Below are 26,626 nucleotides of genomic sequence, written 5' to 3' on the forward strand. Positions count from 1 at the left end.
CGTGGGGCGGTTCAGGGGGAGGGGCTAGCACGTGCGCCGGCGCCTGCTTTCCTCCATGCTGCTCGTCGCGGTCATCGCGGTACTGCTGTTAGGCGTGCCCCTGGGTGTGGTCGTCGTGCGCTTGATCAGCGACGAGGTCGCCCAGGAGCTCAGAACGGACGCGAGCCGACTGCTGCTCGGAGTGGAGTACTCCCTCAGCCAGGGGCAGGGGATCAGTCCGGACCAGCTCGCCCGGAACTACCCGGACCGATACCTCCAGGTGTTCGTCCGCGGGAAACCGCCGATCGTCGTGGGCTCGCCTCCACCGGCGGGCCGTGATCTGACCGAGGAGGCGCGCTCCGAGAACGGTTACGTACGCGTCAGCCGCGACGCGGCCCAGATCCAACAGGACACCCAGGCGCGGCTGGTGCTCATCATCGCGCTCGCGGTCGTGGCCCTCGGGGCCGCGATCGGGCTGGCCACCGTCACCTCGCGTCGCCTGAGCCTGCCGCTCCAAGATCTCACCAGGATCGCGGAGCGGCTGGGCTCGGGCGACGCGAGGCCGAGCAGGCACCGCTACGGGATCCCCGAGCTGGATCTCGTGGCCGAGGTGCTGGACCGCAGCGCGCTGCGGATCTCCGACCTGCTCGCGCGGGAACGCGAGTTCGCGACCGACGCCTCCCACCAGCTGCGCACGCCGCTCACCGGGCTGAGCATGCGCCTGGAGGAGATCGTCGCGGCGGCCGACCAGCCCGAGGTTGTCCGCGAGGAGGGTGAGGCCGCGGTGGTGCAGGTCGAGCGGCTGACCGCCGTGATCGACGAACTGCTGGCCGCCGCCCGCCGCCAGCGTCACGCCCAGGCGGAGCCGATCGACGTGGACGACGTGGTGGGGCAGCAGATCACCGAATGGGAGCCGGCGTTCCGCCGTGCCCACCGGTCGCTGGTGCTCGCGGGCGACCGGGGCCTCAGCGCCCTCGGCACGACCGGTGGGCTCAGCCAGGTGCTGTCCACCTTGCTGGAGAACTCCCTCAAGCACGGCGACGGCGTGCTGACGATCAACACATCGAGTACGGGCAGGTCTGTGGTGATCGAGGTGGCCGACGAGGGCCCGGGCATTCCGGAGGCCCTCGGCCACCGGGTGTTCGAGCGGAGCGTGAGCGGGGGAGGCGGCACGGGCCTGGGGCTCACCCTCGCCCGTGCCCTGGTCGCGGCCGACGGCGGGCGGCTGGAGCTGGTCAAGCGCCGCCCGGCGACCTTCGCCATCTTCTTACGCCACACCCGCGACAGCGGCCGTCACCGCGTGGTGAGCGGCCCCGCCTGACGGACGGGTTCAGCTGAGGGTTCAGCGGGTGGTGAGGGGGTCGGCCTGTGCCTTCACGTCGGGGTGGGGCCGCACGTCGGCCCTCTCGACGGCCCCCTCGGCAGTCTCCCCGGCAGGCTCCTCGGCCAGGCTCGGGGCCGCCAGGAACACCCACTTCTTGTACGACCAGAGGCGGAACAGCGTGCCCAGCCCGACGCCGACGAACTGGGCGATGTTGTAGCTCAGTCCGTCCTGCAGGCCGAGCGTGTAGTGCGTGAACCCGATGGTGATCATCGGAGGGATCAGGCCGATGCCGTTCAGCAGGAAGAACAGGACGTACTCCCGCGCCAGGCCGCTCTGCTTGCGGTGCCGATACGTCCAGAAACGGTTCCCCACGTACGCGAACGTCGCGGCGACGATCGTGGACAGGACCTTCGACTTGATCGGACCCAGGCCGACGCCGAACGCCAGAAGGTAAGCACCGCCGAAGTCGATGACGAACGCGATCGCGCCCACGGCGCCGAACTTGAGCAACTCGTGGATGAGCGCGGCGAACCGCTCGTAGGCACGCTGTAGAAACTGCACGTCCCGCACGGTCCTTCCTGATCGGCGGCCATGGTCGGCGGCGAGGTCTACTCAGGCTACCGGTAGCAAGCACAAATCGGGGTCTTGCCGCAACCTTCGCCCGTTTCCTCCCAGGTCATCAAAGAACATTTCAAGAAAAATCCTGCTATGTGGGATGAGCGGGCGCTCTTCGCACTACGCTCTCGCCCGACCAGGATCACTTCCGTTCGGGGGCGCACGCGTTCTGGAGGGGTGGCCTTTCTCGTGTTGCGCAGACTCACGGCCCTCGGTCTCGGCCTCGTCCTGCTCGCGGGGTGTGGGACCGAGGGCGTACGCGAGACCCCGGCCGAGCCGGGCGCCACGTCCCCGGCGACGGTCCGGATCACCACGGCCGACGCCCGGGCGGCGTTCGACGGCCTCGGCGACCTGTCCGGCGCCTGGAAGGACGAGGACTGCGCCGCGATCAAACAGCTCACGACCGGTGTGGAGAGCACCGTCGGGAGCCGCCTCTGCGCGGCCGCCCGCGAGGGCCTCGCCGCGCCCGCCTTCCGGGTCTACCGGGATCCGGAGTTCCTGCTGCCCGACCGGCAGGACGGTGAGGATGGCGCCTGGTTCGCCGTGCTGGCCCGCAAGCCCGAGCCGGCCTACTTCGTCTTCGTACGAGCGGACGGCCGATGGCGGCTCGGCGCCGGGCCGATCCCGCTCCTCGGCAAGGCGCCCGAGGTGGAGGGCGGCGTGGACGGCGAGGTGACCGACGCCGCGGCCGACCCGGCCGCGGCCGTCGGGGCGCGGCTCGCGCCCACCCGGCACGTCGCGTTCCTGACCGATCCCACCGGAGTGGACGGGAAGGGGGTCAGCGGGGTGCGCTTCGCCTCCGGCGACCCCATGCGCCGCCTTCTCACGGAACTGGTCCGCGCCCCCGGCAGGGTCCGTCCCGATCGCCTGTCCACCGACGTGCGCATCGAGGGACCGGCCCGCGCGCTCGCGCTGCCCGGCGGGGGGTCGCTGGTGTTCCACGCGCTGCGCGTCGTCTTCACCCAGAAGCCGGGCTCGGGCCGTCACTCCCTCGCCCACCCCCGCTACCGGGCCGCCGACGTACGCGCCTTCACGGGCGGCGCGCCCACGACCGTCACCGGCGGCGAGATTTTGGTGCTGGCCACCAGGGTGGCGAAGGACAACACGATGACGACGATCGGCGTGCGCCGGGTCCTCGCCGACATCTCCGAGGGCTCCGAGCAGGGATCCGGCTGACGGGGTTTTGCCGCGTAATAGGTAGGCTAACGTGTCGTGAACAGCCCGAACGTTCCCCCTTCCGCACCCGTGACCGCGCCCGTGGTGGGCATGGTCGGCGCGGGCCAGCTGGCGAGGATGACGCAGCAGGCCGCGATCGCGCTCGGCATCGACCTGCGCGTGCTCGCGAACACCCGTGACGAGAGCGCCGCCAAGGTGATCGTGGACACCCGGCTGGGCGACTACCGCGACCTCGCCGATCTGCGGGAGTTCGCGAAGGGATGCGACGCCGTCACCTTCGACCACGAGCACGTGCCGACCGAGCACATCCGGGCCCTGGCCGCCGACGGCCACGCCGTACACCCCGGGGCGGACGCCCTGGTCCACGCGCAGGACAAGGCGGTCATGCGGGAGCGGCTCACCGCGATCGGCGCGCCCTGCCCGGCCTGGGCCCGCGTCGAGGACCTGACCGGTGTGGAGGCGTTCGCCGAGGAACACGGCTGGCCGGTCGTGCTGAAGGCGGTGCGCGGCGGCTACGACGGCCGGGGCGTGTGGGTCTGCGAGACCCCCGACGAGGCGCGCGAGGTGCTCGGCACCGGTGTGGCCCTGCTGGCCGAGGCGTTCGTCCCGTTCGAGCGGGAGGTCGCCGTGCTGGTCGCCCGGTCCCCGCACGGCCAGGGCGTCAGCTATCCCGTGGTCGAGACCGTGCAGCAGGACGGCATCTGCGTCGAGGTCATCGCGCCCGCGCCCGGCCTGGGCGAGGAGGAGGCGGCGGACGCCCAGCGTGTCGCGCTCACGATCGCCCGCGACCTCGGCGTGACCGGGCTCCTCGCGGTCGAGATGTTCGTCACGAAGTCCGGGCTCGTGGTCAACGAGCTGGCCATGCGCCCGCACAACAGCGGCCACTGGACGATCGAGGGCGCCCGCACCTCGCAGTTCGAGCAGCACCTGCGGGCCGTGCTGAACCTGCCGCTCGGGTCGCCGTCGATGACCGCGCCGGTCGTCGTCATGGCCAACCTGCTCGGCGGGCCCGACCCGGACGTGTACTCCCGGTATGAGCACGTGATGGCCAACGACCCGGGCATCAAGATCCACTTCTACGGCAAGGACGTCCGGCCCGGCCGCAAGATCGGGCACGTCACCGCCCTCGGGACCGACCTCGACGAGGTGCGGGCCCGCGCTCACCACGCCGTCACCTGTCTGAGAGGACCTGTGGATGCCTGACGTCGGGATCGTCATGGGGAGCGACTCGGACTGGCCGGTGATGCGGCAGGCCGCCGAGGCGGTCGCGGAGTTCGGCGTGTCCTTCGAGGCCGACGTGGTGTCGGCGCACCGCATGCCCGCGGAGATGATCGAGTACGGCTCCCGCGCCGCTGGGCGCGGGCTCAAAGTGATCATCGCGGGTGCGGGCGGCGCCGCCCACCTGCCGGGCATGCTGGCCTCGGTCACCCCGCTGCCCGTGATCGGCGTCCCGGTGCCGCTCAAGTATCTGGACGGCATGGACTCGCTGCTGTCGATCGTCCAGATGCCGGCCGGGGTGCCCGTGGCGACCGTGGCCGTCGGCGGGGCCCGCAACGCGGGGCTGCTCGCCGTACGGATCCTGGCGGCGTCGGACGAGGGGCTGCGGCGGCGGATGGAGGAGTTCCAGGTCACGCTGCGGGACCAGGCGCACGCCAAGGGCGAGCGGCTGCGCGCCGAGGCGGCCCAGCTCGGTCAGTAGGCCCAGCCCGGAAAGTAGGCCCGGCGCGGTCAGCGACCCGTCGCGCGGCGGGCGAGCCGTGAGGGCAGCCACGCCGCCACGGCAAGCGCGAGCACGGTGAAGCCGATGGACCACCAGAACGTGTGGCCGAAGGCCGCCGCGGCGTCCGACGGCCCGCCGGGATGACGGGCGAGTTCGCTGTCGAGGACCACGGCCGGCACGGCGGTGCCGAACGAGCCGCCGAGCTGCTGGAGGGTCCTCGTGATCACGCTGGCATGCGGCACCCGGTCGCGAGCGAGTCCCTCGTACGCGCTGGTCATGACGGGAATCGTCACGGCCCCGAGGCCGATGCCGCGCACGACCAGCGCGGCGATGAGCCACCACGTCTCGGTGCCCGGTCCGGCCCAGGCGAACGGCAGCGTCCCCAGCGCCGTGACCGCCAGGCCAACCGCGGTGACCGGGCGCGCGCCCAGGCGGTCGGTGAGCGTGCCGGCCGGTCCCCTGCTCAGCAGCACGCCGATGCCCTGCGGGGCGAGCAGGAGGCCGGCCGTGAGCGCGTCCCGGCCGCCCACCTGCTGGAAGTAGAGCGGGATCAGCAGCATCGCGCCGTACAGGACGAAGCCCGACAGGAACATCAGCGCGCTCGCCGCACCGAACGAGGAGTTCCGCAGCAGTCGCACGTCGACGAGCGGTGTGCCGTCCGTCCTGAGCGCTCGTACGGCGAAGCAGGCGACGAGCGTGGCGCCCGCGACGAGCGGCAGGAGCACCTCGGCGTGGCCGAAGCCGCCGTCCGCGCCGACCCGGGAGAGCCCGAAGACGATCGCGGCGATGCCGGGGCACAGCAGGGCCAGACCGGTCCAGTCGAGCGCGGCGTCGCGGTCGCGTTCCCCAGGGGGCATGAAGCGCCAGGCCAGCGCGAGCCCGGCCAGGCAGAACGGCACGTTGACCCAGAAGATCCAGCGCCAGCTGAGGTGCTGGACGATCAGGCCGCCGACGACCGGGCCGAGCACCGGGCCCAACAGGGCGGGCAGTGCGATGACCGCCGTGGCGCGGCCGAGTGAACGCCCGTTCGCGGCCTGGACCAGGAGCGTCTGCATGACGGGCAGCATGAGACCGCCGCCCGCGCCCTGCACCACCCGGCAGACGATCAGCGCCGGCGCGTCCGGGGCGAGGCTCGCACCCACGGATCCGGCCAGGAAGAGCGCCAGCGCGGCCAGCCAGACGTTCTTGCCGCCGAAACGGCCGGTCAGCCAGTTCGTCGTCGGCACCGCCATGCCGAGAGCGAGCAGGTAGCCCGTGGTGATCCACTGGACGGTCGAGACCGGCACGCGCAGTTGCCGTCCCAAGGTCTCCAGTGCGATGTTGACGATCGTCGTGTCGAAGACGACGGCGAGGGCGCCGGTCAGCATGACGAGCGAAAGCCGGACGAATCCCGGATCGAGTCGTTCCGGGGCGGCGGATGGCCGCACGGTGCTCACGGTGACCTCCGGAGAGAGATTAGATACACTCGCGTATCTAATCTCCCGGACGTCGCGTCGTCAATAAGATGCACTTGTGTATCTTGAGGGGGAGTCGTGCCAGAGAAGACCGCAAGCCGGCGGCGCGGGGCCGAGCTGGAGGAGGCGTTGCTGGACGCCGCCTGGGACGAACTGGTCAGCGTCGGCTACGGCGGCTTCACGTTCGAGGGGGTGGCCGCACGGGCCCAGACCAGCCGGCCGGTCGTCCATCGCCGTTGGACGAGCCGGGCAGACCTGGCGATAGCCGCGATCACTCACTACGGCCGGAAGAACCAGTTCGTGGTGCCCGACACCGGATCTCTCCGCGACGACCTCATGACCCTGCTGCGGTGGTTGTCGGAGCGGCGCAGCGAGTTGGCGGTGGTGATGAGCATGCAGATGAGCGAGTATTTCGCGGAGACCGACTCCACGATGGCCGACCTGAGGGAGCGGCTCCTGGCGGAACGCGGGGGACCCCGACTGATGGAGCAGGTCCTCGACCGCGCCGCCGCGCGCGGAGAGATCGACCCTCGGCGCATCACTGCGCGGCTGGCGGACCTCCCGGTCGACCTGATCCGTCACGAACTCCTGATGACCGGACGGCCGGTCTCCGAGGATGCCATCGCCGAGATCGTCGACGACGTCTTCCTGCCCCTCGTCCGCCTCAGCGCGGGGTGACGGCGCTCCGCACCTGGGCGAGAACGGCCGGCGGGATCGGCGGGATCGGCGGGGAGATCAGGGGCGGCCGAGGGCGCGGTAGTCCCAACCGGCGTCGCGCCAGGTGTCCGCGTCGAGCGCGTTGCGGCCGTCGACGATCCTGCGGGCGGCGACGGCCGTGCCCAGCTCCTCGGGGTCGAGGGCGACGAACTCCTGCCACTCGGTGAGCAGCAGCACGACCTCGGCCCCCTGGGCGGCCTCCAGGGCCGACCCGGCGTATCCGAGGTGGGGGTGGGCCGCCCGCGCGTTGGACAGGGCGACCGGGTCGTAGACCGTGACCTGCCCGCCCTGCTCGGCGATCTTCACAGCGACGTCGAGCGCCGGCGAGTCGCGGATGTCGTCGGAGTTGGGTTTGAACGCCGCTCCCAGCACCGCCACCCTGCGGCCGTCGAACGCCCCGCCCAGGATGTCGCGGGCGAGGTCGACCGTCCGGGTGCGGCGGCGCATGTTGATCTCGTCGACCTCGCGGAGGAAGGCGAGCGCCTGGGGGGCGCCGAGCTCGTCGGCCCTGGCCGTGAACGCCCTGATGTCCTTCGGCAGGCAGCCGCCGCCGAAGCCGAGGCCGGGGTTGAGGTATCTGCCCCCGATCCGCTCGTCGTACGACAGGGCCTGCGACAGCTGGGTGACGTCGCCGCCGGCGGCCTCGCAGACCTCGGCCATGGCGTTGATGAACGAGATCTTCGTGGCCAGGAACGCGTTCGCGGCCGACTTCACCAGCTCGGCTGTGGGGAAGTCGGTCACCACGATGGGGACCTCGCCCAGGGGCGCGTAGACGTCCCGCAGCACCTTCTCGGCCCGCTCGGAGGCGACCCCGAGCACGATGCGGTCGGGGCGGAGCGTGTCCTGCACGGCGAAGCCCTCACGCAGGAACTCGGGGTTCCAGGCCAGCTCGACCTGCATCCCGGCGGGCGAGAGCCGTACGAGCTTGTCCGCGAGGCGCTCGGCGGTGCCGACCGGCACCGTGGACTTGCCCACGACCAGGCACTCGCGGTCGAGGTGGGGAGCCAGCGACTCGACGACCGCGTCGAGATAGGAGACGTCGGCGGCGTACTCGCCCTTCTTCTGGGGTGTGCCGACGCAGATGAAGTGGACGTCGCCGAACTTCGCCACCTCCTCGTAGGAGGTGGTGAAGCGCAGCCTGCCCGAGTCGAGGTTGCGGCGGAGGAGTTCCTGCAGACCGGGCTCGTGAATCGGCAGTTCTCCGCGCTGCAGCCGTTCGATCTTGCTCTGGTCCACGTCCAGACCGAGCACTTCGAAGCCCAGTTCGGCCATGCACGCCGCGTGCGTAGCACCCAGGTATCCGGTCCCCAGCACAGTGAGGCGGTACGGCACGGCATGCTCCCCTCTTACCGACTCTTTGTGATCTGGCATGGTACCGGCCCAGTCAACTGCCCTGTGAGCCACCTGGGCAAACCAGGGCCTTGGCCCCCACGGTACGGCTCCGGACGTGCCCGGTCGACGCCAGGTCAGCACTTCCTCGCCCCTGTCAGGGCGTTCTGTCAAGGAGGAGGCCGTACTGACTGGTAACTTTCTAGTCGGACGTCCTAGTATCGGCGCTATGAGCTTCCCTCTCTACGCCCCCGCTGAGGAGCACGAGATGCTCCGCGAGACGGTCCGGGCCCTCGCCGACGAGAAGATCGCCCCGCGTGCCGCGGCGGCCGACGAGAACGAGGAGTTCCCCTGGGAGGTCTACAAGGACCTCGTCGCGGCCGACCTGCACGCCGTCCACATCCCCGAGGCGTACGGCGGGGCGGGCGCCGACGCGCTCGCGACCGTGATCGTCATCGAGGAGGTCGCCCGCGCGTGCGCCTCGTCCTCGCTGATCCCCGCCGTCAACAAGCTGGGCACCGTGCCGCTGCTGCTGTCGGCGTCCGAGGAGCTCAAGCAGCGCTACCTGACGCCGGTCGCGCGCGGGGAGGCCATGTTCTCCTACGCCCTGAGCGAGCCGGAGGCCGGCTCCGACGCCGCCTCGATGAAGACCAGGGCCGAGCGCGACGGCGACCACTACGTGCTCAACGGCACCAAGATGTGGATCACCAACGCGGGCGTGTCGGAGTACTACACAGTCATGGCCGTGACCGACCCGTCGGCAGGCGCCCGGGGCATCTCGGCGTTCGTGGTGGAGAAGGACGACGAGGGCGTCTCGTTCGGGCCCAAGGAGAAGAAGCTCGGCATCAAGGGCTCCCCGACCCGCCAGGTCATCCTGGAGAACGTCCGCATCCCGGCCTCGCGGATGATCGGCGAGCCGGGCACCGGGTTCAAGACCGCCCTGGCCACGCTCGACCACACCCGCATCACGATCGCCGCACAGGCGCTCGGCATCGCCCAGGGCGCGCTCGACTACGCGCTCGGATACGTCAAGGAGCGCAAGCAGTTCGGCAAGCCGATCGCCGACTTCCAGGGCCTGCAGTTCATGCTCGCCGACATGGCGATGAAGCTGGAGGCCGCCCGCCAGCTCACCTACGCCGCCGCCGCCAAGTCGGAGCTGGCGATGCACGGCACCCCGGTCAAGGACCTCACGTTCTTCTCCAGCGCCGCCAAGTGCGCCGCCTCGGACGCCGCCATGGAGATCACCGTCGACGCGGTCCAGTTGCTGGGCGGGTACGGCTACACGCGCGAGTTCCCGGTCGAGCGCATGATGCGCGACGCCAAGATCACCCAGATCTACGAGGGCACCAACCAGATCCAGCGCATGGTCATGGCCCGCCAGCTCCTCAAGTAGCCGCTGAGCGGCGAAAACCCCGCCTCCCGTACTGGCCCGGGCAGGCGGGGTTCGCTGTATTCGGACGAGCCCTGTGAACGATCAGTGTTCCGTCCCTGTTCCCTGGGAGACGCAGGCGTCCGAAACTGCTATGGCTACGCCTGCCCGGCGAGGAGATGACCTTCGGCCAACTGCTTGATCATTGCGTCATCCAGTCAGGTGGTCTGGTAGACGTGGCACTCCGCCATGCATCGGCGGTTTGTGAAGGGTTGTCTCGGTAGGCGTCTTTGAGCAGGGATGCCGCCACCTGTACGAGATTTTCTAAATCTCGTTCGAGAGCGATTGCGAGTGCTTCCATGATCAGCGTCACGGCGTCTGCGGAGGGGATGGGCCTGATCAGTATTTGGCCGTTCACCAGGCAGCTCGTGGCGAGGTCCGGCAAGTAAACATCGGGGTTGGCGTCAGCAAGGGCGCGCCTGATCCTTACGGCTTTGCGGATTGGGGCCAGGCCCTCCTCGTGCCGGCCGAGCGCACCCAGTTGGACGGACAGGTTGTGCAACGAGTTGGCGAGGTTGGGGAGGTAGGCGTCGGGGTTGGCGGCGGCGAGCCGCTCGTAGGCCTCGACGGCGCGTTGGATGGCGGCCAGGCCCTCCTCCCACCGGCCCAGCGCACCCAGATCGAGCGCCAGGTTGGTCAACGCCATGGCGAGGACGGGGAGGTAGCCGTCGGGGTTGACGGCGGCGAGCCGTTCGTAGGTCTCGACGGCGCGTTGGATGGCGGCCAGGCCCTCCTCCCGGCGGCTCAGCTCACCCAGCCACACGGACAGGTTGTTCAACGAGTGGGCGAGGTCGGGGAGGTAGGCGTCGGGATTGGCGGCGGCGAGCTGTTCGCTGATGTCGACGGCGCGTTGGATGGCGGTCAGGCCCTCCTCCCGGCGGCCCAGCGCACCCAGCCGGTTGGACAGGTTGTTCAACGAGGAGGCGAGGTTGGGGAGGTAGGCGTCGGGGTTGGCGGCGGCGAGCCGCTCGTAGGCCTCGACGGCGCGTTGGCTGGCGGCCAGGCCCTCCTCCCGGCGGCCCAGCTCACTTAGGCGGGTGGAGAGGTTGGTCAACGAGTGGGCGAGGTTGGGGAGGTAGGCGTCGGGGTTGGCGGCGGCGAGCTGCTCGTAGGCCTCGACGGCGCGTTGGCCGGCCGCCAGGCCCTCCTCCCACCGGTCCAGCGCACCCAGCTGGCCCGACAGGTTGGTCAACGAGCCGGCGAGGATGGGGAAATAGGCGTCGGGGTTGGCGGCGGCGAGCTGTTCGCTGATGTCGACGGAGCGTTGGCTGGCGGCCAGGGCCGCCTGTCGGCGGTCCAGCGCACGCAGCCGCTTGGACAGGTTGTTCAAGGAGGAGGCGAGGTCGGGCAGATGGGTGCCGGGATCCTGGCGGGCCATCCGCTCATACGCCTCGGTAATCTTCCCTTCGAGGTCGGCCGCGAAGCGCGCGAGTGCCTGGGTCCGGTGCGGGACCGCGTCGGCGATCACCATCAGCTGCTCCACTGAAAGATGATCGCCTCCGATCAAGGCCGTCAAGGCGGTCAGCAACGCCGCGGGGTGCTCGCTTTGGGTGACGACGCGCACCGCCGCAGGTGCCAGGCCCGGCAAGCCGGTCAGCAGATCCACCAGGACTGGGACAAGGCCGGCATGAGTCACCGATGCCCGCGACAGCACGGTCAGCGCCTGATGGTCTTGATCAGCCGATGTTGCGGTCAGCAGGTCAGTCAGCAGAGCGGGTCGTTCGGTGACCACACGCGCGATGAGATGCTCGGCCAGCCGATCAGGCTGCAACGATCCCCAGTACGAGCCGCCCGATGCAGGCACCGCCTGCTGCGGGCCGGTCGAGGGCGGGGGGTACAAGTCCCGCACCCACCGCGCCACGCGCAGCCGCATGTCCTCGCTCTGGTCACCAAGGCCCGGCACCTGCGCCAGCACGGCAGACCCGTCATCTTCCTCATGGGCGCCGCACAACGCGGCCACTGCCACGGCACGTTCCAGGGTCACATCGGCGAGATCGACACGATGATCCTTGGCGGTTCGCCTCCAGTACCGGCGCTCATGTGCCAGGACGATCTCTTCAACCGGCCGGTCTGGTCCTGGGGTGTCTCCGAACAGTTCGGCCAGCGCGGTCATCTGCAAGGTCAGCGCCGCGCCCGCACCGCCGAACCGGGCCCCCCGCAAATCCGGCTGGCGGACGGTTGCGACGGGGACGTGTGGCCAGCCCATGCCCTCCAGGGCAGCGGCGAGATCGGCCAGTGCATCGGTGAATGCCGCCTGCCGCCCGGCCAGGCTGTCTTCCAGAGGGGCCAGGTCCTCGGCCAGTGCCCCGTGCAGGGCCATCTCCACCTGGGCATCCTGCTCGCGGAGCCGTCTCCACCAGTCTCCGGCGCTGCGGGCCAGCAGAACCACCCGCACCGGTGCGGTCGTGCCACGTGCCAACGCGGCCAGGACTACGTTCCGCACCGTCTCGGGTCGGGTTTCGGCGTAGTCGATCACCACCAACATCGGCCGGGTGAGCTCCCCTAGGGGGGCAGGGCTGGTGCTGTCCTGCCACCATGTGACCACCCACCCCCGCCCATCGGCTTCCAGCCGCCGGCCCAGTTCCCGGGCGAGCCGGGTCTTGCCCTGCCCACCAGGACCTGTCAGCAGCCGCACCGCCGTACCGGTCCCCGCACACCAGGCCGCCAGGCGAGCCAGTTCCTCGGTGCGGGAGCGGAAGCGGACCGCCTCCACATCCGCCCGCAGCAGGTACGCCGGCGAGGGCACCGGCACCGCAGGGCGGTGCCTGGCCAGCCCGACCGCCTCCAGCACCGCGTCCGGCCCGACCAGGTCGCGGAAGGCGGGATCGGCCAGCAGGCGGGTCACCGGCTCGGCGGTCAGGCGACGGGACTCAAACAGCGGGGGGTCTTCCACGATCAGGCCGGTCAACAGCGGCCCGCAGAACAGGCCCGCCCCGGACATGCCGACCCAGGTCCCCTGTGTGGGTGCGGCGGAGGTGGCGGTGATGTGCAGGCGCCCGCCCAGCAGGCCGGCCCCGGGGTTGATCGTCCCGGTCAGATGCTCGGTGTCGCGTACCCCGCTGGGCTGTTGCATCGCGAGGGGAAACCCGACCGCCTGGCAGGCAACCTCGGGCGTGGCGGCTGCCATCTGCCCCCACCGCACCGGCTCGCATGATGGAGCCCCGGCATCGGTGATCAGCAGCAGGGCCGCGTCCAGGCCTGCCGGCCCGGCCCACGCCAGTCGGCAGGCGAGCGGCCTGCCGTCGGCGACGAACCGCACGATTAGGCCGTCGAAGGGGGTGCCGGCGTCGTCGGCCACGACATGCCGGGCGGTCAGCACCAGGTTCGGCGCGATCAGATACCCCGACCCGAACGACCATCCCCCGCCGGGGGTGTGCCCGTAGACATCGACGACCCGTGCCGTGTCCACCCGGCCTCCCGCCCACTAGCGGCCGGACGACGGCAGGCCGGGACGGGGAGGAGGGCCATCAACATGGTCATGCACACGGGGGAAGTGCCCGGTCGCCATGTCCACCGGGTTCAACACGACCTTCAGGGTGTGGGTGGTGCCGCGGGAGAGCGTGCCGGAGGCGCCGGCCTCCACCACCCAGACCTTCACGCCCGCCTTGGCCTCGGCATCCCGTCGAAGCTCCACCACGAACTCCAGCTCCACCGGGCCGACATCGAACCGCAGCCGCTCGCCCTCACCGGCCGCCATCGCCTCGGCCAGCTCCGCGCGAACGCCCTTGACCGCCTCGGCCAGCCCGACCCACGACTCCTCGCCCGCCATTTCGCCCCTTCCGCCGATCTGACCGCCACCCTACCTACCGCAATCACCCCGAAATAGGGACTCAAGTAAGCGATCCCGTGTGTTGATGAGACGGATGGAAGCTGCCTCGCCGTGACGGTGAAAGGAGAGGTCTCGGAATTCCATGGCGAATATGAGAAAAAGCGATTTATAGGATAAAAGGGATGCAAGTTGCCGACGTACTGCAAGCCATGGAGATTCTTGAGCGCCACCGCTGATGTGACGACAACGCTGACGACAACGTCGGCCACCATGAGCGCGCATCGACATCCGAGCAGCACCACCTGAAAAGCGGAAGGTCACCTTCCCTGCCGCTTCTTGTGTTCGAACCTGCGGCCCTGCGGTCTGGGACTGTGGCACCGGGCAGCGAGAGCGGCTCGTCGGCAACGGCTGGCAAGCCGTCCTTGGACCCAGCGCTCGGGATCGGCTGGAGCGCCGAGAGCTGTGGTCTGGTCTTTGACGCCGTCCTCCGGCAGTGAACAGGGGCACCACGTGACCGGTGATCATCTGGGACAGCCTGCCGAAGTGCGTTCCTGTTCAAGGGTCGCGTCCTCGTAGCCTGGCGCTGTCTCTGGTGGTTCCTTCACGGTGCTCCGTACGTCATTGCCGCGCTCCCTGCTCGTCCGCGACCTGAATGATCGTCTTTCCGGGCGTGCGGCGGTGGCCGGCGAACGCGGAGGCCGTTTCGGAGAGCGGTCGCACGGCGCCGATGATGGGGGTGAGCCGTCCGTCCCGGAGGCGCTGGGCGAGGTCGGTCAGCCGGGCGCGGTCGGGTTCGACGACGAAGAAGACGGCTCGCCCCTCCTTGGGCTGCACGGTAGGTGGCATGGCGATGGTGACGAGGGTGCCGCCCGGGCGTACCAGTTCCGCGGATCGATCGAGGATGTCGCCGCCGATCACGTCGAACACCACGTCCACCTCGCCGGCGCGCTGCAGATCCTCGGCGTCCAGGTCGAGGAACGTCTGCGCGCCGAGGCCGAGCGCGACATCGCGGTCGTCGGCTCGGCCAGTGCCGATCACGCGGGCGCCCATCTCTCGCGCGAGTTGGACGGCGATCGAGCCGACGCCGCCCGCGGCGCCGTGGATGAGGACGGTCTGGCCGGTCGTGAGGTGGGCGTGGTCGAACAGTCCCTGCCATGCGGTCAGTCCGGAAATGGGCAGCGCGGCGGCCACGGTGTGGTCGATGTCGGCCGCGAGGGGGGCGAGGTTGCGAGCCTCCACCGCGGTGTATTCGGCCAGGGATCCGTCGCGGGTCCAGTCGGTCGGCCCGAACACGCGCTGGCCCACGGTGAGGCCGGTGGTTCCGTAGCCCAGCTCGACCACGACTCCGGACAGCTCGTGCCCGGGGATGCTGGGTGTCCGGTCGCGGCCGGCGCGATCGGACCACGTTGCCGGCCAGTCGAGCTCTCCGGGGGTGAAGCCCGCGGCGTGGACGCGCACGATGACGTCGTTCTCCGCGGCGTGGGGGTAAGGCACGTGGGTCAGGGTCAGGCCGCCGACACCCGCGTCACGATCTCGTACGGTGATCGCTCGCATGCTCGAATCCTTTCAAGAACGTTCGTGGATCGGGACGGCACGCTCGCGGTCGCCGTTCATCGCGTCACCTCGTGATGTCGGGTCAACTCGGCCAGGGCGAGCCGACGATGCGCTCGACCGTCGTCATGCGCTGGAAGCCGGGGATGAAGTGCTCGAGCACGTCGGAGTTCACGGTGCCGTTCGTGGTTTCGGGGCGGTTCTTGAGCCCGTCGACGTAGGCTCGCAGGAACTCGTTCTTGAAGTCCCCGCGAGGGTGGACGGCGAGGATTTCGCCCAGTTGATCGCGATCCAGTCCGTCCAGGCCGAAGCCGATCACGTCGGTCAAGACGCCGAGGTACGTGCTCGCGATTTCGGGGGCCATCCTGTCGGGGATGCCCGGCGTCGTGTGCAGCGCGATCGCCGTCCAGACGATCTCGGCGGCGGCCGTCGAGAAACCCCGGTCCAGAAGGAACTTGCGCGCGTGGTCGGCGCTGTCTACTTCGAAGCGCTGCTCGACGTCGGAGAAGGGAGTCAGGAGGCCGGTGTCGTGGAACATGGCCGCCACGTAGAGCAGCTCAGGGTCCGGTTCCACACCGAGCTCGTAAGCGTGAATCAGGCCGAAGAAGAAGACCCGCCGGGAGTGGTGGTAGATGAGAGGGCTGGTCGTCTCCTGGACGAGGCTGGTCGCTTCGGCGACCGCCGCTGTCTCAGGAATCTCCAACCCCGCGATGACCTCTGGCATGACCTCTGGCCTTCCGGGAATTATGTCGGGCTATGGACCGTGTGTCCGACTTCCATGCTCCCCGTCGATCGGCGTGCGGCGCCGCCTTCGTCCGGCCAGGAATCACCTATATCCGGACCAGGCGAAATCGCAGCCAGGTGCTTCACGATGCAGTGCGCACGAGTGGACGGTTCCTGCTGCGGGCACTCCGGACCGCTGCGCTGACTCCCGTGACGTCCCGCACTCCGCTTCGGCGCCCGCTGCCGGTTGAGCAATCCCGCCCCCGAGGGTCCCCGTGATCTCTGGTAACGATGTGCTACCAATGAACGGTGTCAATGCCTCCTGCGTCGCCGGCCCGACAGCGGTCAGTGCCTGTGGGGTACGGCCGTCCACCGCGCGGATCCGGCTCCGGTGAGGCCGGAGTGGCGGATGCTGCCCCCCATCGCGTCGCGATCCTCGTCTACGACGGGGTGACGTTGCTGGACGTCGCCGGTCCCGCCGAGGTGTTCAAGGAGGCGAACCGGTTCGGTGCCGAGTATCGGATCGTGCTGCTGTCGCCGACCGGTGCGGACGTCACGTCGAACCTCGGGGTCCGGATCGCGGTAGACGGCGCCGTCTCCTCAGAGACGGCTTTCGACACCTTGCTGGTGGCCGGGTCCGATCTCTATCCGCGTGCTCGTGTCCCCGGGGACCTGGCGGACGCCGCGCGGATACCGGCGGCTGTGGCCGGCCGGGTCGCGTCGATCTGCACCGGGGCGTTCGTCCTCGCCGCCGCGGGCCTCCTCGACGGCAAGCGAGCGACCACGCATTGGAAGGTCGCGCGTGAGCTCGCCGCCCTGTGCCCGACATGCCGCGTCGAGCCCGACGCGATCTATGTTCGTGACGGCACCACGTACACGTCGGCAGGGGTGACGGCCGGCATCGATCTGGCGCTCGCCCTCGTCGAAGAGGACCACGGGCCCGACCTCACGCGCGACGTCGCCCGCGCCTTGGTGGTGTACATGCAGCGTGCGGGTGGCCAGTCCCAGTTCTCGGCACCGTTGCAAGGACCGCCGCCCCGCTCGTCCGCTCTCCGAACAATCACCGACTTGGTGACGGCGAACCCCCGCGGGAACCACTCTCTCGGCGAGCTCGCGAAGCACCTCAACGTGAGCACCCGGCACCTCACCCGACTCTTTCACGACGAGCTGTCCACCACACCGGCCCGCTACGTGGAAAACATCCGATTCGACATGGCCAGGGCACTGCTCGACCAAGGACACACCGCGACGCAGGCCGCGTCCCTCGCCGGGTTCCCCAGTTACGAGAGCATGCGACGGGTTTTCGCCAGGAAGTTGTCGATCAGCCCCGCCGCCTACCAACGCCGGTTCAGCACGGCCCGCCGCGTCAACGCGGGCGCGAGGTGACGGCAACAGGGCGATCGGCACGCCTGAAAGGTCTGGCCTTCGCTGAATGGGTCGAAGCAGAAGAATTCGGGGCAAATGTGATCCCAATGTCATAAAGATCCGCGATCGTGGAGGAGTGCGAACGTGGCTCGGTGATCAGGTGAGGAAACGGCTGGGCACGTTTGGCCTGATCGGGCCCTCTATCGCGCAGTGTGCCGTGGGCGCCGCGCTGGCCTGGATCGTCGCGGTTCATCTGCTCGGCCACGCCCACCCTCTCTTCGCGCCCATCTCTGTGATGATCTGCGTGGGCGTCGGGCTGGGGCAGCGGCTGCGCAGGGTGGCCGAGCTGGTGATCGGTGTCAGTCTGGGCGTGGGCATCGGCGACCTGCTCGTGTCCTGGATCGGCTCGGGTCCCTGGCAGCTGGCGCTCGTGATCGCGCTGGCGATGACCATCGCGTGGCTGTTGAACAGCGGCGAGCTGTTCGTGTCGCAGGCCGGCTCGTCCGCGGTGCTGGTCGCCATGCTGGTGCCGGGCGAGGATGGCGGCGGGCTGGACCGGATGGCCGATGCGCTCACCGGTGGCATCGTCGGCATCGTCGCGGTCGCACTGCTGCCCGCCAGCCCGCTCGTCATCGCGGGCAAACATCTGTCCGGCGTGCTCGACGCCTTCTCCACCGTGCTGGAACAGGCGGCGGAGGCGATCGAGAAGGGAGATATGGACCTGGCCGCCGAGGCACTGGAGTGCGGACGCAGGACCCAGACCGCGGTCGAGGATTTCGCGGCGGCGCTGGAGAACAGCAAGGAGATCATCAGGATCTCGCCGCTGCGCTGGCATCACCGGGCCAGACTGGCCAGGTACACGACCGCCGCCATGCCGGTGGATCTGGCGTTGCGCAACGCACGCGTTCTGGTCCGCCGCACACTCGCGGCGATGGGGGAGGCGAGCCCGCCGCCGGTAGCGTTGGCTGAGTTGCTGCGCGAAGTCTCGGAGGCGGCGCTGCTGCTCCAGCTCGAACTGGCGGCTGGGCGCGAACCGATGTTGGCCAGGCAGGCGTTGCTCGCCGTCGCCGCACGGGAGCGGCCCAAGACCCTGGGCTTCTCGGCGAACGTCATCATCGCGCAACTGCGCTCCATCGCCGTCGACCTGCTCGAGGCGACCGGCATGGATCACGACGCTGCCTCGGCCACGCTGACCCCGCTGGACGAGCTGAGCGACGAGAGCACGCGAGGCTGAGGTCGAACGCCCTCGGGCTCCTCGACGTGGCCGAAATGTCCGCTGTGCTCCAGGTGGCACGGGCAGCCAGGGCCGGACGAGCCGGTACCGCCGATGCTCTGTCAGAGTGGTCCACATCGACGACGGTGAAGGCCGCGGAAGAAGTCCCCGCACGCGGGGAATGGCCTGCATGTCTGGAGACGATCCGCGGCCACGTGCTCGCCCGTCCCTGCCCTGCGTCATCCGGTCTGTGGTCGTGCGCGCTCCACGGCGTCAGACGTTCAGGTCGGGACGTTGGCGCATGCGTCCGTCCGTGCCGAGTTCGAGGACCGTGTCGATCCCGATCCGTTCGAGGAACGCGAAGTCGTGGCTGACGACGAGGAGGGCTCCGCGGTAGGCGTCGAGTGCCTCTGCGAGTTGCTCGACGCTGGCGATGTCGAGGTTGTTGGTGGGTTCGTCGAGGATCAACAGCTGGGCGGGCGGCTCGGCGAGAAGGAGCTTCGCGAGCGAGACCCGGAAGCGTTCGCCGCCCGAGAGGGTGCTGACGGGACGGTCGGCGCTGTCCCCGCGAAGGAGCAGACGGGCGAGCTGGTTGCGGATCGTCCCGGCCGGTGTGCCGGGAGCGACCGACTGCACGTTCGCCATGGCGCTCGCGTCTTCATCGAGTCCGTCGAGGCGCTGGGGCAGGTAGCCGAAGAGATCGGTCAGGAGTCTCCCGTGTGCTCGGCCGGGAGCCGGCGTTCCGCCCTGGACGAGCTGTTCGACCAATGTCGACTTCCCGGCCCCGTTCGGCCCGACGAGGGCGACTCGCTCCGGTCCCTGGATGACCACGGTGCGGTCTTCGTCGTGGAGCTCGGCCAGGCGGCGGCCACGCGGTACATCGGGGTCGGGAAGCGTGAGGTTGATGTGCTCGTCCTCGCGGACGCGTGCGTCGGCGGCGTTCACGGCGGCCTGGGCGGCCTGGACCTTGTCGTCGAGGGTGGAGCGCAGCGATCCGGCGGATGCCTGCGCCTTGCTGGCCCGGTTGCCGGCCAGGATCTTCGGGATGCCTCCGTCCTTCTGCGTCTTCTTGGCGGTGCGCTCCCTGCGGGCGAGCTTGGTCTCGGCCTCGACCCGCTGGCGTTTCTCGACCTTGAGCGCCTGCTGGGCCGAACGAGCGGCCTGAACGGCGGCGGCCTGCTCTTGTTCCAGGTGCTCCTTCCAGGCGCTGTAGGGGCCACCGAAGGTGTCGAGGTTCCCGGCGTAGAGTTCGGCGGTGTTCTCCATGTGCTCCAGTAGTTCGAGGTCGTGGCTGACGACGACGAGGGTCCCGGGCCATTCGTCCACGAACTCGGCGAGCCTGGCTCGGGTGGGCCGGTCGAGGTTGTTGGTCGGCTCGTCGAGCAGAGTGATCGCAGTGCGGCGGATGCGCAGGCCGGTGATGGCGATGAGCATCGCTTCCCCGCCGGAGACCTCGGCGATCCGCCGGTCCAGATCCTTGGCGGTGAAGCCGATCTGGTGCAGCGCCTCGTCGGCTCGCGCCTCGATGTCCCAGTCGTCGCCGATGATGTCGAAGTGCCGCTGATCGACGTCGCCGGCCTCGATCGCTCTCATCGCTGCGAGGACGCCGTCGATGCCGAGGAGCCCGGCGATGGTCGTCTCATGGTGGAGGGTGAGCGTCTGCGGCAGGTAGCCGACCTCGCCGATCGTGTCGATCTGTCCGGCTGTCGGGGTCAGGATTCCGGCGATCAGCCGCAGCAGGGTCGACTTCCCGGCGCCGTTGCGGCCGATGAGGCCGGTGCGGCCGGTCGTGAACGTGCCGTTGACGCCAGAGAGCGCGACACCGCCGTCGGGCCATTCGAACGTCAGGTCGCGGAGGGTGATGGCGGATTTGGTGGACATCGCTGGTGGTTCTCTTCTTTCTGCCCGTCACCGCGGGACGGATGTGATGGGGGATCAGTGCTCACGACGAGGTGATTGGCTGCCGAGACCGGAATGCGAGGGTCGGCACGCTTGTCTTCCACCGCGCGCGACGACGGGTACGGGTGGCCGGGTGCCGGTGCGGCAACGGAGTCGATCCCGGCAACGGGAGTCCGCCGACATGTGACAACGGGTGGGTCCGCTGTCGGAGCGAAGAGAAGTCGGAGGGACGACGAGATCGACATCAGGTGCGTTCGCAAGCGCGGACTCGTATCCGAGGTCGGTGCGGTGCGAACGTGCCGGTGAGGTTCATGCAGGAAGGTCAACGCCGTGAATAGGCGGACCGACGGCCCTGCGGGGAGAAAATAGTCATCACCGTCAAGGGAGCGATGCTCCCCACAGGTGAAAGCCACCGGCAGTTCGGTGGCTAGATTCTGTCGACCTCAATCTCCATGGCCCGGATCCTACCAGTTGTGAGGGTCCTCTCGTTTCCCGCCGCGACAGGAGGCGGCTGAGGCTCTTCGGCGGGGACGGCGGCGGTCAGTTCGGGCAGGCGTCGCGGCAGCCGCCGAAGCGTTCGGCCTCCGGTCGGACGAAGCGGGTCTCCGGCGTTCCGCGCAGCGCCTCGGTCATCGCCTTCTTCCAGATCAGGCCGGGCACCGACGTGCCGTCCACGTGTGCGTAGCGGCGGCCGCCGATGGTGACGTCCACCATCGGGTGCCGCACCGGGTCACGAGAGTCGCCGAGGCTGACGGCCGAGGCCAGGCCGGGGGTGTAACCGGCGTACCAGGCGGTGCGGAAGCCGTCGCCCTCGCCGGGCATGCCCGCCGCCTCGCGGCCGACGCCCTTGAGTGAGCTCTTCGCCAGCACGTCGGCCAGCACTCCGGTGACCGCGTCGGCGACCGCCGGGTCCAGGACCTGCACGCAGTGCGCGGGAAAGGAGCGCCCGGCGCCTGCGCCGTCGCGGATCTCGGTGATCACCCTCGGCTCGCAGAAGCGGCCGCGGGCGGCGAGGCTCGCGTAAGAATTGGCCACCGAGACGGGGTCGGCCTCGGTGAGGCCCAGCGTGAACGTCTCAAACTCCTGCAGCGGTGACCCGTCGGCGCTCCTGAGCCCGAGCCGCAGGGCCATCTTGACGGTCTCGCACAGGCCGACCTTCTCCTGTAATCGCATGGAGAAGGTGTTCACCGCGTCCTGGGTGCCCGATCGCAGAGTGAGGAACCGGTCTCCGCCCTTGTCGCGGTTCACGATCGCGTGGGCCGGATCGCCGACGGCCTGGCCCGCGCAGTTCCTGAACGTCGCGAAGCCCTGGGGGCGGTACTTGTCCGAGACGACGAAGCCGTCGTCATACCGGAGACCGGCGGCGAGCGCGGCGGCCAGGGCGTAGGGCATCGCCGTCGTGCCCTGCTGGAGGCCCGGCGCGTCGGCAGGATCACGGCTGGTGACCATGGCCGTGACGGTCCCTTCGCCGGGAGTGATCATGACCTGCGTGGCGAGCTGCGGGTCGTCGCGGTGGACGTAGGCGTCGACGGCCCGTTGCGCCGCCCGCTGGAGTCGCTGGTCGATCGTCGTCTGGATCGTCAGGCCGTCACGGGTGAGCAGTTGCGGATCCTCCGCGAGAAGTTGCTCCCTGACCCGACGACAGAGGTAGGGATACCCGCTGCCCGCGCAGTCGCCGGAGAACTCCTCGATGACGGCGCCCTCGGCATCCAGCAGCACGCTTTTCCGGGCCGCGGGGGAAGCGGAGGCCGCGGCGGTGGAAACCGAGGCCACGGGCTTCTCATCGACATCGCCGCCCGCCGGGTTCAGCAATAGCAGGAGAGCCGCGATCACCGCACCCAGCGTGGCGACGCCCAGGAAAACCAGAAATGCCTTCATCGTTGCCCTTCGGTCGCCCAAGGCCGCGTTTCCGCCACGCTCCGATTGCCTCGCCGGCCCGAAACGTCCATCTATGATGCAGTCCCTGTACCACACCGGCAAAATTCGCGCAGGCACCGCGGTGCTCCATTCCTTTGGCGGGGTGATTCCGCCGATGACGGCCGCAGGCGGCGCGTCATTGCCGAGGGACATGCCGTTATTCAGTTTTCAGCTCCGCCGATGAACGATTCAATGGCCATCGGAAGCGTTTGCCGCGTCGCGGACACCGCCCTGTCACCGATCGGATGAACCATGACCTTGCTCGTGCACCTCACTCCGGCGAAGAACATCCGGTCGATCCGGCGGGCGGGAATTCGCGCCACCAGCCTCGGGCGGAACAATGTGACAGGCGTCTACTGCCTGCCGGTGCTGCCCTCCTACCAGATCACGTATCAGTGGGGCCGGGAGTTACGGCGCAGTGGTCAGCGCACTCTTGTGGCCGTTCACTTCCGCATCCCCGATGATGAACCGGTGTGGGCGGGCCACTACAACGCTCCGCCGGTCCAACTCGGTAGCGCAGCAGCCGCCGCCCTGATCGCCGAGCAACAGGACGCCCGCGGATACGAACTACTGCTCCCGCGCCCGATCCAGGCCGGTGAGATCCACCGCATCAGGGGCGTGAACCAGGTGACCGGGTGGCGCTACATGCCCGACGCCCACGGCAGGCCGCCCTGCGGATGCCCGATCTGCACCCCTCGAGGAGGGTATGGCGCGGCCAAGATCCGCAAGGCGTACATGGATGAATGAGCCCATCTCGGTCGCTCGCACAGCGGCCGAGGATGAAACGCCGCGATGGAACGGCTCACCGCGTGCCCGGGCCGTAGCGGGAATCGTCAGGCGGGCGGGGCGTTCGTCCCCGATACATCGGAGCGTGTAGCCGTCGTATATCCCGCGTCCCGCGGCGGTTCCTAGCGTGAGGGGCGACCCGCCCGCCCGACCCGGGGATGAGGACGCCCGTGGCCTGTCTCTTCGCCTTCTGCCGGCTGCTCACGGGGATCGTCTTCCTCACGTCCGCCGTGAGCAAGCTGCGCGGGCGGGCGGCGTACGAGGAGTTCACGGTGGCCACGCGCGCCCTCGCGCGGCTGCCGGCCAGGCCGGTCGCGGCGCTCGTCGTCGCCGCCGAGATCGCCGTCGCGCCGCTGCTGGCCTGGCCGCCCACCGTGCTCGCCGGCTTCTGCGTCGCGCTCGGGCTGCTCCTGGCCTTCACCGTGGCCATCGTCGTCGCCCTGCGGCGCGGCAGGCGGGTCCCCTGCCGCTGTTTCGGCGCCTCCGCCGTTCCGGTGGGCCCCGGTCATCTCGCCCGCAACGCCGTGCTCATCGTCGCGGCGGCGGCCGGCGCGATCCAGGCCGCAACCGCAGCGATCCAGGGCGGGGCCGGAGCCGTTCCCGGGAACCTCGGGGCGGCCGGGCTCGCCGCGGTGGCCTTGGCCGCCGGCGCCGCGGCGGTCCTGCTGTCCGCGATCGGCGAGATCGCCGGTCTCTTCACCAGTTCACCCTGACGGAGGTAGTCCCTCATGCCGTTCCTGACAGCGCTCGTCCTGGGCGTTGGCGTCCTGTGCCTGATCGACCTGGTGCTGACGGTCGGGGTGATCCGGCGGTTGCGGGCGCACGAGGAGATGCTGTCGGCGAGGCCGGTGGGGTCCCCGCCGATCGTGCTCCCGCCCGGGGCGATGATCGGCGGCTTCTCCGCCGTGAGCACCGACGGCGTCCACGTCTCCGGCGAGACGCTGACCGAGCCGGTCCTCGTCGGCGTCTTCTCGCCCGACTGCTCGGCCTGCCACGATCGCCTGCCGCAGTTCGCCGAGCGCGCGCGATCCTTCCCCGGAGGACGCGGCAACGTGCTGGCCGTGCTCGTCGGTACGGAGGAGGAGGTGGCGGACGAGCGGCGGGTGCTGGAGCCGGTCGCCCTGGTGCTGATCGAGGAGTACGGCACCGGCCTGACGAAGGCGCTGCAGGTGAACGGCTTCCCGTCCCTCGCCCTGGTCGACGTGCGCGGGAGGGTCGTCGCCAGCGGGACCACGCTCGAGGACCTCGACAAGATCCCCGTACACGCGTGACGGCGCGGGTGCGGGGCCTCGCCGGAGCGCGGGCGGTGGTCACCGCTCTCGGCATGGCCTGGCGGGCGAGCAGGGGGTTGACCACCGCCTTCGCCGTCCTCAGCACGCTCATGGCCGCCCTGCCGGTGACGATCGCCTGGTGCACCAAGCTGGTCCTCGACGAGATCGCCGGCGGACAGCCCAGGACCGGTGTGGCGGCGGCTCTGGGCGCCGCGCTCGCCGGGTGCGGGGTGCTGACGGCGCTCGGGCCGCAGATCGTCCAGTACGTCAAGGACGAGAGCGGGCGCAGGATCGGCCTCGTCGCGCAGGACGGCCTCTTCCGGGCCACCGAGCGGTTCGTCGGCCTCGCCAGGTTCGAGAACCCCGCGTTCCTCGACCGGATCAGAATGGCCCGGCAGTACGGCGGGGCGACCCCCGGCATGGTGGTCTCCGCCGCCCTGGGCATCGCCAGGACGGCGATGACCGGAGCCGGATTCCTCGTCTCCCTTGTGACGATAAGCCCGTGGATGGCCGTCCTCGTGGTCGGCGCCGCGGCGCCGTCTCTGGCCGCGGAGCTCTGGCTGTCGCGGCGGCGCGCCGCGATGCTGTGGGGCATCGGCCCGGTCGAGCGCCGCGAGTTCTTCTTCGGTGAGCTTCTCGTCAACGTCCGGGCGGCCAAGGAGCTGAGGCTCTTCGGCATCGGAGCACATCTGCGCGGGATGATGAACGCCCAGCGGCGGGCCGCGAACGCCGAGCGGAGCCGCACCGACCGGCGCGAGCTGGGCGTCCAGGCCCTCACCGGGACCACGGCGGCGCTGGCGGCCGGGGGCGGCCTGCTATGGGTTCTCGTCTCCGCGGCCAACGGCACGGGCGGGATCGGCGACGTGGCGCTGTTCGTGGCCGCCGTCGCCGGAGTCCAGGCGGCGGCCGGCGGCCTCGTCCTCGAACTCGTCACCGCGCATCAGCAGGTGCTGCTGTTCGGGCACTACCTCGCCGTCCTGGACGCCGAGCCGGACCTGCCGGTCCCCGCCCGGCCCCGGCGGGCCGGCCCGCTGCGCCGGGGGATCGAGCTGAACGACGTGTGGTTCCGCTACTCGCCCGGCCACCCCTGGGCCCTGCGCGGCGTCAGCCTGACCATCCCGTACGGCACCGCGGTGGCGCTCGCCGGGAGGAACGGTGCGGGCAAGAGCACGGTGGTCAAGCTCCTGTGCCGGATGTACGACCCGGAACGCGGCTCGGTCCTCTGGGACGGGATCGATCTCAGGGAACTGGACCCGGCGGAGCTTCGCGCCCGGATCGGGGCGGTGTTCCAGGACTACATGGAGTACGACATGACCGCGGCGGACAACATCGGCCTGGGCGACCTCGCCGCGATGGACGACCGGGGGAGGATCGAGGCGGCGGCGCGGCGGGCGGGCGTGCACGGCGTCGTGAGCGGCCTGCCCCGGGGGTACGACACCATGCTGTCCCGTATCTTCGCCGGCCCCACGGAGGACGGTCTCACGGCGGACGGTCTCACGGCGGACGGCGGCGCAGCGGCGGACCGTGGCCTCGCGGCGGGCGTCCACCTGTCGGGCGGGCAGTGGCAGCGGCTCGCCCTCGCCCGCGCCTACCTGCGGGGCGAGCGGGACCTGCTGATCCTGGACGAGCCCAGCTCGGGGCTCGACGCCGAGGCGGAGCACGAGATCCACCAGGGCCTGCGGGAGCACCGCCGCGGCCGTACGAGCCTGCTGATCAGCCATCGGCTCGGCGCCGTGCGCGACGCGGACAACATCGTGGTCCTCGACGGCGGACAGGTCGCCGAGCAGGGCACGCACGCCGGGCTGCTCGCGCGCGGCGGGATCTACGCCCACCTGTTCGCCCTCCAGGCGCAGGGATACCGGCAGCGGGAGGACCGGGACGCGGACACCCCGCGCGACCGGCTCTCGGGGGCGCGATGACACCCGTCCTGCTCGTCCTGCTCGTCCTGCTCGCGACGGCGCTCGGGAGCGGCGTCGTGACGGCGGCCAGGCGGACCCTGCGCGTCGTCGAGGTGCACGGGGAGAGCATGAAGCCCGGTCTGTGGCCCGGTGACCGGGTCCTCGTACGGACGCTGCGGCCCGGCCGCCCTGGTCGGTCTGGCCGGCGCGTCCGGCCCGGGGACATCGTGGTCATCTCCCGCGTGGGCCCGGGAGAGGGCTTCGCGCTCGACGGCGGCACGAACCTGGTGATCAAGCGGGCCGCGGCCGTGGCCGGGGACCCGATCCCTCCGGGATTCGAGGCGTTGAAGGAGACCCGCGTGCCGCCGGGGCGGCTGCTCGTCCTCGGGGACAACCCGTCGCGCAGCACCGACTCGCGGCAGTGGGGGCTCCTCCCGGAAAGCAGGATCACGGGTGTCGTGCTCCGGCGGCTGAATATGTAGATCGTGAAA

General features: G+C 70.1%; 22 protein-coding genes. 13 read left to right on the plus strand and 9 right to left on the minus strand.

Annotation, left to right across the window (positions count from 1 at the left end; all coding sequences use genetic code 11):
* Window positions 1-31 precede the first annotated feature (31 nt).
* On the plus strand, window positions 32-1,300 hold the full coding sequence (locus tag IL992_RS06725; RefSeq protein WP_193202442.1) for an ATP-binding protein: 1,269 nt from the start codon (window positions 32-34) through the stop codon (window positions 1,298-1,300).
* A 21-nt stretch (window positions 1,301-1,321) separates the two neighbouring features.
* Here IL992_RS06725 and IL992_RS06730 read toward each other — a convergent pair whose 3' ends face one another.
* Window positions 1,322-1,864 carry a GtrA family protein gene (locus IL992_RS06730; protein ID WP_193202443.1) on the minus strand — a complete coding sequence of 181 codons (543 nt, stop codon included), beginning with the start codon at window positions 1,862-1,864 and terminating at the stop codon, window positions 1,322-1,324.
* Window positions 1,865-2,107: 243 nt separating this feature from the next.
* Here IL992_RS06730 and IL992_RS06735 point away from each other — a divergent pair, with 243 nt between their 5' ends.
* Genes IL992_RS06735 through purE form a run of 3 tightly spaced genes read left to right on the plus strand, consistent with a single transcriptional unit; the run spans window position 2,108 to window position 4,793 of the window.
* Entirely contained in the window at window positions 2,108-3,094 is a 987-nt protein-coding gene (locus IL992_RS06735) for a hypothetical protein (protein WP_193202444.1), read from the plus strand.
* Between the two features lie 36 nt (window positions 3,095-3,130).
* On the plus strand, window positions 3,131-4,297 hold the full coding sequence (locus IL992_RS06740; protein ID WP_193202445.1) for a 5-(carboxyamino)imidazole ribonucleotide synthase: 1,167 nt from the start codon (window positions 3,131-3,133) through the stop codon (window positions 4,295-4,297).
* Window positions 4,290-4,793 carry a 5-(carboxyamino)imidazole ribonucleotide mutase gene (gene purE, locus IL992_RS06745; RefSeq protein WP_142561615.1) on the plus strand — a complete coding sequence of 168 codons (504 nt, stop codon included), beginning with the start codon at window positions 4,290-4,292 and terminating at the stop codon, window positions 4,791-4,793. Before IL992_RS06740 ends, purE begins: the two co-directional genes overlap by 8 nt.
* 29 nt (window positions 4,794-4,822) lie before the next feature.
* Here the strand turns inward: purE and IL992_RS06750 are convergent, their stop codons facing one another.
* The gene (locus IL992_RS06750; RefSeq protein ID WP_319018387.1) at window positions 4,823-6,250 is read right to left on the minus strand and encodes an MDR family MFS transporter; all 1,428 of its coding nucleotides are present in this window, start codon (window positions 6,248-6,250) and stop codon (window positions 4,823-4,825) included.
* Window positions 6,251-6,346: 96 nt separating this feature from the next.
* On the opposite strand from IL992_RS06750, the gene IL992_RS06755 reads away from it, so the two are divergent.
* Window positions 6,347-6,946, plus strand: a complete 600-nt coding sequence (locus IL992_RS06755) for a TetR/AcrR family transcriptional regulator (RefSeq protein WP_193202446.1) — start codon at window positions 6,347-6,349, stop codon at window positions 6,944-6,946.
* A 57-nt stretch (window positions 6,947-7,003) separates the two neighbouring features.
* On the opposite strand, the gene IL992_RS06760 is transcribed toward IL992_RS06755, so the two are convergent.
* Window positions 7,004-8,317: a UDP-glucose dehydrogenase family protein gene (locus tag IL992_RS06760; protein WP_193202447.1), complete on the minus strand. Its 1,314-nt coding sequence runs from the start codon at window positions 8,315-8,317 to the stop codon at window positions 7,004-7,006.
* 226 nt (window positions 8,318-8,543) lie between these two features.
* Here IL992_RS06760 and IL992_RS06765 point away from each other — a divergent pair, with 226 nt between their 5' ends.
* A complete protein-coding gene (locus tag IL992_RS06765; RefSeq protein WP_193202448.1) occupies window positions 8,544-9,707 on the plus strand; it encodes an acyl-CoA dehydrogenase family protein in 1,164 nt (387 codons plus the stop codon).
* 178 nt (window positions 9,708-9,885) lie between these two features.
* Here IL992_RS06765 and IL992_RS06770 read toward each other — a convergent pair whose 3' ends face one another.
* The 4 genes from IL992_RS06770 to IL992_RS06785 all read right to left on the minus strand — a co-directional run bounded on the left by IL992_RS06770 (window position 9,886) and on the right by IL992_RS06785 (window position 15,787).
* Window positions 9,886-13,152 carry a tetratricopeptide repeat protein gene (locus IL992_RS06770; protein WP_193202449.1) on the minus strand — a complete coding sequence of 1,089 codons (3,267 nt, stop codon included), beginning with the start codon at window positions 13,150-13,152 and terminating at the stop codon, window positions 9,886-9,888.
* A 15-nt stretch (window positions 13,153-13,167) separates the two neighbouring features.
* A complete protein-coding gene (locus IL992_RS06775) occupies window positions 13,168-13,512 on the minus strand; it encodes a trypco2 family protein (protein WP_193202450.1) in 345 nt (114 codons plus the stop codon).
* Between the two features lie 618 nt (window positions 13,513-14,130).
* Window positions 14,131-15,066, minus strand: a complete 936-nt coding sequence (locus IL992_RS06780; RefSeq protein ID WP_193202451.1) for an NADP-dependent oxidoreductase — start codon at window positions 15,064-15,066, stop codon at window positions 14,131-14,133.
* Window positions 15,067-15,148: 82 nt separating this feature from the next.
* Window positions 15,149-15,787, minus strand: coding sequence for an HD domain-containing protein (locus IL992_RS06785; protein WP_193202452.1), 639 nt, complete (start codon window positions 15,785-15,787; stop codon window positions 15,149-15,151).
* 401 nt (window positions 15,788-16,188) lie between these two features.
* On the opposite strand from IL992_RS06785, the gene IL992_RS06790 reads away from it, so the two are divergent.
* Window positions 16,189-17,172: a GlxA family transcriptional regulator gene (locus IL992_RS06790; RefSeq protein WP_193202453.1), complete on the plus strand. Its 984-nt coding sequence runs from the start codon at window positions 16,189-16,191 to the stop codon at window positions 17,170-17,172.
* Window positions 17,173-17,311: 139 nt separating this feature from the next.
* Window positions 17,312-18,385, plus strand: a complete 1,074-nt coding sequence (locus IL992_RS06795; RefSeq protein WP_319018388.1) for an FUSC family protein — start codon at window positions 17,312-17,314, stop codon at window positions 18,383-18,385.
* A 252-nt stretch (window positions 18,386-18,637) separates the two neighbouring features.
* Here IL992_RS06795 and IL992_RS06800 read toward each other — a convergent pair whose 3' ends face one another.
* Window positions 18,638-20,245 carry an ABC-F family ATP-binding cassette domain-containing protein gene (locus IL992_RS06800; protein ID WP_193202455.1) on the minus strand — a complete coding sequence of 536 codons (1,608 nt, stop codon included), beginning with the start codon at window positions 20,243-20,245 and terminating at the stop codon, window positions 18,638-18,640.
* 558 nt (window positions 20,246-20,803) lie between these two features.
* Window positions 20,804-22,141: a hypothetical protein gene (locus IL992_RS06805; RefSeq protein WP_193202456.1), complete on the minus strand. Its 1,338-nt coding sequence runs from the start codon at window positions 22,139-22,141 to the stop codon at window positions 20,804-20,806.
* A 291-nt stretch (window positions 22,142-22,432) separates the two neighbouring features.
* Between IL992_RS06805 and IL992_RS06810 the strand changes: the two genes are divergently transcribed.
* The 5 genes from IL992_RS06810 to IL992_RS06830 all read left to right on the plus strand — a co-directional run bounded on the left by IL992_RS06810 (window position 22,433) and on the right by IL992_RS06830 (window position 26,617).
* On the plus strand, window positions 22,433-22,927 hold the full coding sequence (locus IL992_RS06810) for a hypothetical protein (RefSeq protein WP_193202457.1): 495 nt from the start codon (window positions 22,433-22,435) through the stop codon (window positions 22,925-22,927).
* A gap of 209 nt (window positions 22,928-23,136) precedes the next feature.
* Window positions 23,137-23,679, plus strand: a complete 543-nt coding sequence (locus IL992_RS06815) for a MauE/DoxX family redox-associated membrane protein (protein ID WP_193202458.1) — start codon at window positions 23,137-23,139, stop codon at window positions 23,677-23,679.
* A 15-nt stretch (window positions 23,680-23,694) separates the two neighbouring features.
* Window positions 23,695-24,237 carry a thioredoxin domain-containing protein gene (locus IL992_RS06820; RefSeq protein ID WP_193202459.1) on the plus strand — a complete coding sequence of 181 codons (543 nt, stop codon included), beginning with the start codon at window positions 23,695-23,697 and terminating at the stop codon, window positions 24,235-24,237.
* Complete coding sequence (locus IL992_RS06825; protein WP_319018389.1) at window positions 24,234-26,156, plus strand: ABC transporter ATP-binding protein; 1,923 nt, start codon at window positions 24,234-24,236, stop codon at window positions 26,154-26,156. Before IL992_RS06820 ends, IL992_RS06825 begins: the two co-directional genes overlap by 4 nt.
* Window positions 26,153-26,617 carry a S26 family signal peptidase gene (locus tag IL992_RS06830; protein ID WP_193202460.1) on the plus strand — a complete coding sequence of 155 codons (465 nt, stop codon included), beginning with the start codon at window positions 26,153-26,155 and terminating at the stop codon, window positions 26,615-26,617. The genes IL992_RS06825 and IL992_RS06830 overlap by 4 nt, the downstream gene beginning before the upstream one ends.
* Window positions 26,618-26,626: the final 9 nt, after the last annotated feature.

It is taken from the genome of Microbispora sitophila, assembly GCF_014892245.1.
Classification (GTDB): Bacteria; Actinomycetota; Actinomycetes; order Streptosporangiales; family Streptosporangiaceae; genus Microbispora; species Microbispora siamensis.